This is a genomic window from uncultured Nostoc sp., from assembly GCF_964245575.1.
Classification (GTDB): domain Bacteria; phylum Cyanobacteriota; class Cyanobacteriia; order Cyanobacteriales; family Nostocaceae; genus Nostoc.
On the sequence record NZ_CAXTNP010000356.1, the window covers coordinates 1 to 6,939 of the forward strand.

The window sequence follows — 6,939 nt, forward strand, 5'->3', positions numbered from 1 at the left end:
TGACCAATGACCAATACTTCGACTCCCTTCCCTACGGGACGCTACGCGAACGACTACGCTCAGGGCAAGTCGCTTAGCACAAGTGCCCAATCCCCCATGCCCAATGCCCAATTCCCCAATCCCCTCTTTAATGAACGGCTTGTTGGCATTCTAGCAATTTGTCGCTCTCACTACTTGACTAGTCTTTGAGATTCACATCTGCTATTTCTGGAATTCACCCTGGGGATGAAGTATTCATGATTAGGTTTGAGGATCAATTGTTTATTTAGGGCGTAGATTTCTGTTGTGCGGCTAGGTTGAGTTCTCTTTTGAGATTGCTTTCATGTAACCATAAATACTTTAAAAATATACATAGTGGTAAAACCACTAGCAGAGAAAAACTAGAAGCTGATTCCACAAAGCAGGGATTTAATGTAGATAAGATGAATATTCACTCATTTTTAGCTGACGGTGACCAGCAAAGTAAAAAATATAAATACGTTTTAAATGTTACAGATAAAGCCCAAGTACAAAAGAAAAATGACGGTGGCGAATCTGCTTTAGGCGATCGCTATTTACGCTCTTGTGCTTTGAGGTCGGCTCAAGAAGGAGATTATACTGAGGCGATCGCACTTTTAAGCCAACTAATTTCCCGCCATCCCCACAATGCCATTGATTACAACAACCGGGGCCTAATTTATTTCCAAGGTGGTGAAAAGCAAAAAGCGATTTCTGATTATAATACCGCCCTTAAACTTAATCCCTATTTGGCTAGTGCTTATAATAATCGGGCAAATTACTACGCGGCTTGTGGAGAATTAGCAGCAGCACTTGCCGACTACGATCAAGCGATTGATTTGAATCCTCGCCATGTCCGGGCGTGGATTAACCGAGGCATTACCTGGCGTGACTTGGCGCAATATGAGGAGGCAATTGAGAATTTTGAGGTAGCACTGCTTTTCGGTCAACTAGAAGGTCATATCTGGGCTGAACGCGGCAGGACTTACCATCTTTGGGGCGACTGGAATTGTGCGATCGCTGATTATCGTCGCGCCCTCACTCAACTGCCCTCTTTCGACAACAGTAAGGATATTACTGGTTGTCGCTTGCGTTTACAACTCGAAAATTGGCTAAACGAGCTGCTATCTGAATCAGCGTCCTAGTTGGTAGATTAGTTCTTCTGGGGGATTCAAAATTAAAAATAAATTATTAAATTTTGAATAGGAGTTTAGTGACGCTGTATCGCTAATGACTAATAGATGATAGCTACATAGCTATTCAAAAATTAGCTATTAACCATTATTTATTAGCAATAATATAAATTAACACCCGGTTTATACGTAGCCTGAATCACAAGAAACTTAAATAATCCCAAATTCGCTATTTGTCTTAGGGTGATGACTCTGTTTGTTGATCTTCTAGGCGATCATGATTCATCAACACAACCCGACGCTGATTAGGATCAAATCGGTATCCTTGTTGTTGCATAATACTTTTAGTTTGCTGAGGATCGAAGTTACGGCTAAATTCCACCTGCAAACCATCGACATGTCCTTCCATCAGCTTGACTTCAGTACTCATTTCGCGCAACTTTTCTTGCTGTGACCAATGATAAGGCAAAAGTTGTGATAAGGCAGATGCTGCAACGGCTGTAATCACAACATTAACCGCTATTTTGGCTGTGCTTTCCAGTGCCATCACCTGGTAAGAACGTTGGCGAAGATGCCGCTTTGGTCGAGGAATGACCCGGCGTTTTTGTATAGGTTGTAACGGTGGTCTGGAGGGTTGAATCGCGTTCATGATGCTAAAAAATAACCTCGCTGAGGAAGGGAAGCACTATCAAGAGTTATGAGTGCTGAGTGCTGACTTTCGAGTGCTGTACATGGATAGCGGGGCATTGAGCCAGTGCTGAGTAAAAAAATCACTAATCACACTCAGCATTAAATCAGTTCAGAGTAACTAGTGCCTCGGCTTAAAGTGGGAAAATTCATAAGTACTACTTTTTACTCATTACTTCTTCCTGGGCACTCAGCACTCAGCACTCAGAACTCAGCACTCAGAACTCAGAACTCAGAACTCAGCACTCCTGAATGCTTGATTTAGCTGTCATATTACTTCATTTTTTTGAAATAGCTACAAGTGTTGCACCAGTTAAAAAATAACCTGGCTTACGCAAGTGTTAGTTTCGTAGCTACTTATGGCATAAAGCCACAAGTATCTGGAAATCGCACCCCGTACTGCCAGGATTATTAGCTTTTTAACTGTGTCACATCGTAGGCTTATTTGTAAAGTTCTGTGGCTAATCGCCAAGCTAGAACTCCGGGGATCAAGGCCACAACTAGAGCGATGTAGACTTGAGTATCTGAGATGGAAGATATCTGAGCGATGTACAGAGTATCTAAGATAGGCATGGCTGAAAACCTCCTAACCTGAATAGATTTTGAACAGTTCGTTTACTACTTTTCCTTGTTTTGCCAAGATTGGGGAATATCTTGTTACAAGATGCAACAAAAGCAGTTATTAATCAGTAGTCCTTAATGATTCTTTATTAAAAAAATTCATAAAACTATGGATTTGTATTTGGGTATCGACTTTGGCACCTCTGGCGCACGCGGTATGGTGGTTGACGAGGAAGCTAGCATCCAGGCACAGGTGCGATATCCCTTCCAGGACTCACCAGCCGCCGTTACACCAAAATGGCAGGAGGCTTTGTTTGTGCTGGTGGAACAAATACCTAAGCAATTGCGGCGAGAAATTAAAGCGATCGCAATTAATGGTACTTCTTCCACGGTCTTGCTAGTCGATGCTGTTGGCAATCCAACACATGCACCATTGCTATATAACGATGCGCGGGGATCATTGGTGCTAGAGGATTTGAGGAGTATAGCGCCCCCTAATCATACCGTGTTGAGTGCCACCTCCAGCCTAGCCAAACTTTTGTGGATGAGGCAATTACCCTCTTTTAGTGAAGCTAGATATTTCCTGCATCAAGCAGATTGGCTGGCGTTTCTTCTACATGGACAGTTGGGGATTAGCGATTACCATAATGCTTTAAAGCTGGGTTATGACGTGGAAGAGTTGAAATACCCAGAATGGCTAGAAAAGTTGCAAATACCGATTCAGCTACCCAAAGTTTTAACTCCTGGGACTCCGATTGCCCAATTGCGTCCTGAAATTGCGGATAAGTTTCATTTTTGCCGTGATTGTCTGGTATGTGCAGGTACAACTGATAGTATTGCCGCTTTTATTGCCAGTGGGGCAAAATTACCTGGTGAAGCCGTGACTTCCCTTGGTTCAACGTTGGTACTAAAGTTATTAAGTCGTACCCGTGTAGAAGATGCGCGATATGGGATTTACAGCCATCGCCTGGGTGATTTGTGGCTGACTGGTGGTGCTTCTAATACTGGGGGTGCAGTACTTAAGCAATTTTTCACAAACGCTGAGTTAGAAAGCCTTAGCCGGGAGATTGATGCATCAAAAGCCAGCGAGTTAGATTATTATCCATTATTGAAAGCAGGCGATCGCTTTCCGATTAATGATCCCAATCTACCCCCACGTTTGTCACCACGCCCAGATAACCCAGTGGAATTTCTGCATGGGTTGTTAGAAAGCATTGCCCGCATAGAAGCACAAGGGTATGAATTATTACAAAAAATGGGCGCAGACAACTTGCTCCGTGTTTATACTGCTGGTGGTGGCGCGGCGAATGATATTTGGACTACAATTAGGGCGCGTTATTTGCAAGTTCCTGTAGTAGCGTCAGTGTATACGGAAGCGGCTTACGGGACGGCGCTGTTGGCGATGGGGGACGCAAGAAGGGGTGAACAAGAGTAATTGTGTAACTATCTTTTGTAGATATCTTGTAAATCAGTATCTATCCCAGTGACAATCCACATATCTCGGCCGATACTGGGATGATTAGATACCGGACTTTAGGATTCCAGGTTCATGATCTGGGCAGCTATTCGGGGATGGGTGCTTCGCCACAGCGCGAATGTCATCTGTCCCCTTTATTAATTATCGGTGTGAGAAAAAGATAGCCTAGCGTTGCTCGGAGTAGCGGGTGGATTCGTCAGACTAGCGCTCTCTTTGGGGCTAATAAAGCAGCAGTGTGTATTGAAAGGGAAAAAGCAGTTTTAAAAGTGGGAATAGTAGGTTTGGTATGATGTTTTAAAAAAGCAGTTTACAAGCGTTGAATAAGCTGTTACTTTATGATTGTAAAGAATACATCTTTTGAGGAATTAATGGCACTGAACGGGTAAAATGGTGGCGAAGGTAAGAAAACAAACTACAATAAAGGATCGATATGCAACAGGAACAAAAGATTTCACAGGATGTTGGTGGAGTAAATGAGGAGCTAAAAACGGAAGAAGAAGAGAGGATAGATGGGGACAAAGATGGAAAACGGAAAGAACCAGGGTTTCACCCAGTAAAGGGTACCGTGGTGGAAGCAATAGGGAACTTAACAGGAGCGGAGAGCTGGAGGGATGAGCCGAATGACGGGCAGGGAAGTGGAGGTCAGGTCTGATGACGTATCATACCTCATTCGTGCAACTGGCGTCAAACGCTCGCGTTAGCTAGAACAAACTTCTTTAAAACTTCTGCCACTTGCGGGCATTCCGATACCTGGCACTGCGCGAAAAGTGTCAGTTGACCAGGTGGGCATTTGTGCTTACCCTTATTCCGGCTAATTTTATGGCCAGCCAGCAACTTACTTCCCCAGCAAGAAAGTTTGGCTGGTTTTGCTTTTGGTTTATACCGTTGACAAAACCCCCGATATTTTTTGGCACATTCATCTAAAGTTTTACCCAGTTCTAGAAAAGCCGGATGCCATTGAGTCAATCCATCAACAGTCAATTGGTGAGTCCAGTCCTGCAAGCGGGTTTCCCGCCGTAGGGAACTGGCGCTAGCGTAGCGTTAGCGAGTACTCGAGCGTCACCCGTAAGGGTCATAAGTGCCATAGTTACTGAAATCGTAGAAAAAACTGCGTCGCATTTGAACAGCTTTGGGATTGCCAAATAATATCCCAGTGACAATCGACATATCTCGACCGATACTGGGGTGATTAGATACCGGACTATAGATTCCAGGTTCATTATCTGGGCAGCTATTCGGGGATGGGTGCTTCGCCACAGCGCGAATGTCATCTGTCCCCTTTATTAATTATCGGTGTGAGAAAAAGATAGCCTAGCGTTGCTCGGAGTAACGGGTGGATTCGTCAGACTAGCGCTCTTATGGGGCTAAGAAAGCAGTGTGTATGTGTATGTAAAAAAAGTGTAATTTGTGTTGAAAAAAGCACTGTTAAAAGGTTTTGTTTGAAAAAGTAGGGTTATCGGGTTAAAAAGAAAAAAGAAAAAGCAGTTTTAAAAGTGGGAATAGTAGGTTTGGTATGATGTTTTAAAAAAGCAGTTTACAAGCGTTGAATAAGCTGTTACTTTATGATTGTAAAGAATACGATGGAATTAGGTTAATAGTAATGGCAACAGAAAAAAACGCCAAAAAGCTTAGCGCGGCGCGAATTTGTTTGACATGTTTTGCGAGCTATCAGAAGAATCCGAGATGTTATTAGTAGGAGGATTTGGATTCGGCGTCGTAGCAGTTCCCGACGACGTGGAATTAGACGTACTCGACGTAAAGATTGCGGGACCTAAATTCCCGTCCGATTTCCGTGATTTCGTCTCCAAGTCGTCGTCCGATTTCGATTTGATTTCGATTTTCGTCTCCTTCAGATGATAATAATAGAATCTTTCCGAATTTTGAGATTGGATTGTAGATTGTGTGTGCACTTCTCAATATCATACCTCATTCATGCAACTTGCGTCAAACGCTCTATTAGCTAGAACAAACTTCTTTAAAACTTCTGCCACTTGCGGGCATTCCGATACCTGGCACTGCGCGAAAAGTGTCAGTTGACCAGGTGGGCATTTGTGCTTACCCTTATTCCGGCTAATTTTATGGCCAGCCAGCAACTTACTTCCCCAGCAAGAAAGTTTGGCTGGTTTTGCTTTTGGTTTATACCGTTGACAAAACCCCCGATATTTTTTGGCACATTCATCTAAAGTTTTACCCAGTTCTAGAAAAGCCGGATGCCATTGAGTCAATCCATCAACAGTCAATTGATCATAAGTGCCATAGTTACTGAAATCGTAGAAAAAACTGCGTCGCATTTGAGCAGCTTTGGGATTGCCATGAATGTAGCGTAGAGTATTTAATGCTCGCTTAGTATCCGTGGGTGGAAACCCACAGCTATAATATCTCGCCTCCCAAAAGTGTCCTGTGCGATTGAGCATTCGATTAAAGCACATGGCTGTGTACCAATTGAGAAAATGCATGATTTTAGGCAAATCTTCTGGGGTGGCTGGTTCTATGAGATAGTGGACGTGGTTCGACATGATGCACAACGCATAAAGTTTGAAGCCATATTTGTCCAAACTTTTTTTGATTGCATATAAGAAGACTTCCCGGCATTCTGGCCGCGCCAAATTAAATTCGCGGTTGTTGCAGCGCGTAGTAATGTGGTAAGAAAATCCTGCTGACAAATTTCTTTTCTGGCGGGTCATTTAAGTTATACCAAGTTGTCAAACTTAACAGGCGGATTGCTAATTATCGACTACGTTCTTTCACATCTCGAAAATAACGATACCGTTGCGTCAATTCTAGGTTCTTTCACATCTCGACAATGATAAATAGCGCTTCTGGGTTGAGTCCAATACAGACTTAACCCCCAGCCCCTTAAGAGCAAGGAAAGCTACGGTGTACACACAAGTCGGAAAAACTTCATCCACCAAAGATTTGCGGTGAAGCAGCGCTCTTGGTAGGGTTTCCCTCCGCAGGCGACTGCTGTTAGCGCAGCGTCTCGTAGAGAAGTGCGGGCTACGCCAACGCATTTGTTATTTCGGCGTACTCATTTGTTATTTCGGCGTACTCATTTGTTATTTCGGCGTACTCATTTGTTATTTC

The 6,939-nt window shown here is 43.5% G+C and carries 8 protein-coding genes; 3 read left to right on the forward strand and 5 right to left on the reverse strand.

Annotation, left to right across the window (positions count from 1 at the left end; translation table 11 throughout):
* The first annotated feature begins 422 nt into the window (after positions 1 to 422).
* Positions 423 to 1,142: a tetratricopeptide repeat protein gene (locus ACFFAP_RS34120; protein WP_375515367.1), complete on the forward strand. Its 720-nt coding sequence runs from the start codon at positions 423 to 425 to the stop codon at positions 1,140 to 1,142.
* A gap of 226 nt (positions 1,143 to 1,368) precedes the next feature.
* Here ACFFAP_RS34120 and ACFFAP_RS34125 read toward each other — a convergent pair whose 3' ends face one another.
* Both ACFFAP_RS34125 and psaM read right to left on the reverse strand, forming a co-directional pair.
* On the reverse strand, positions 1,369 to 1,779 hold the full coding sequence (locus ACFFAP_RS34125; protein ID WP_375515368.1) for a hypothetical protein: 411 nt from the start codon (positions 1,777 to 1,779) through the stop codon (positions 1,369 to 1,371).
* Between the two features lie 479 nt (positions 1,780 to 2,258).
* Complete coding sequence (gene psaM / locus ACFFAP_RS34130; RefSeq protein WP_040630342.1) at positions 2,259 to 2,348, reverse strand: photosystem I reaction center subunit XII; 90 nt, start codon at positions 2,346 to 2,348, stop codon at positions 2,259 to 2,261.
* A gap of 199 nt (positions 2,349 to 2,547) precedes the next feature.
* Here psaM and ACFFAP_RS34135 point away from each other — a divergent pair, with 199 nt between their 5' ends.
* Positions 2,548 to 3,813, forward strand: coding sequence for an FGGY-family carbohydrate kinase (locus ACFFAP_RS34135; RefSeq protein WP_375515369.1), 1,266 nt, complete (start codon positions 2,548 to 2,550; stop codon positions 3,811 to 3,813).
* 472 nt (positions 3,814 to 4,285) lie between these two features.
* Positions 4,286 to 4,507 (forward strand): hypothetical protein, encoded by a 222-nt coding sequence (locus ACFFAP_RS34140; RefSeq protein WP_375515370.1) that lies wholly within the window; start codon positions 4,286 to 4,288, stop codon positions 4,505 to 4,507.
* A 32-nt stretch (positions 4,508 to 4,539) separates the two neighbouring features.
* Here the strand turns inward: ACFFAP_RS34140 and ACFFAP_RS34145 are convergent, their stop codons facing one another.
* The 3 genes from ACFFAP_RS34145 to ACFFAP_RS34155 form a co-directional block, all read right to left on the reverse strand.
* A complete protein-coding gene (locus tag ACFFAP_RS34145; protein WP_375515371.1) occupies positions 4,540 to 4,857 on the reverse strand; it encodes a hypothetical protein in 318 nt (105 codons plus the stop codon).
* Positions 4,858 to 4,914: 57 nt separating this feature from the next.
* Positions 4,915 to 5,112, reverse strand: coding sequence for a hypothetical protein (locus ACFFAP_RS34150; protein ID WP_375515372.1), 198 nt, complete (start codon positions 5,110 to 5,112; stop codon positions 4,915 to 4,917).
* A 662-nt stretch (positions 5,113 to 5,774) separates the two neighbouring features.
* The gene (locus tag ACFFAP_RS34155) at positions 5,775 to 6,539 is read right to left on the reverse strand and encodes a transposase (protein ID WP_375515373.1); all 765 of its coding nucleotides are present in this window, start codon (positions 6,537 to 6,539) and stop codon (positions 5,775 to 5,777) included.
* Positions 6,540 to 6,939: the final 400 nt, after the last annotated feature.

Excerpts from the sequence above, each read along its gene's own strand:
- ACFFAP_RS34120 (WP_375515367.1), top strand. The coding sequence starts at position 423 with ATGAATATTCACTCATTTTTAGCTGACGGTGACCAGCAAAGTAAAAAA.
- ACFFAP_RS34125 (WP_375515368.1), bottom strand. The coding sequence starts at position 1,779 with ATGAACGCGATTCAACCCTCCAGACCACCGTTACAACCTATACAAAAA.
- ACFFAP_RS34135 (WP_375515369.1), top strand. The coding sequence starts at position 2,548 with ATGGATTTGTATTTGGGTATCGACTTTGGCACCTCTGGCGCACGCGGT.
- ACFFAP_RS34140 (WP_375515370.1), top strand. The coding sequence starts at position 4,286 with ATGCAACAGGAACAAAAGATTTCACAGGATGTTGGTGGAGTAAATGAG.
- ACFFAP_RS34155 (WP_375515373.1), bottom strand. The coding sequence starts at position 6,539 with ATGACCCGCCAGAAAAGAAATTTGTCAGCAGGATTTTCTTACCACATT.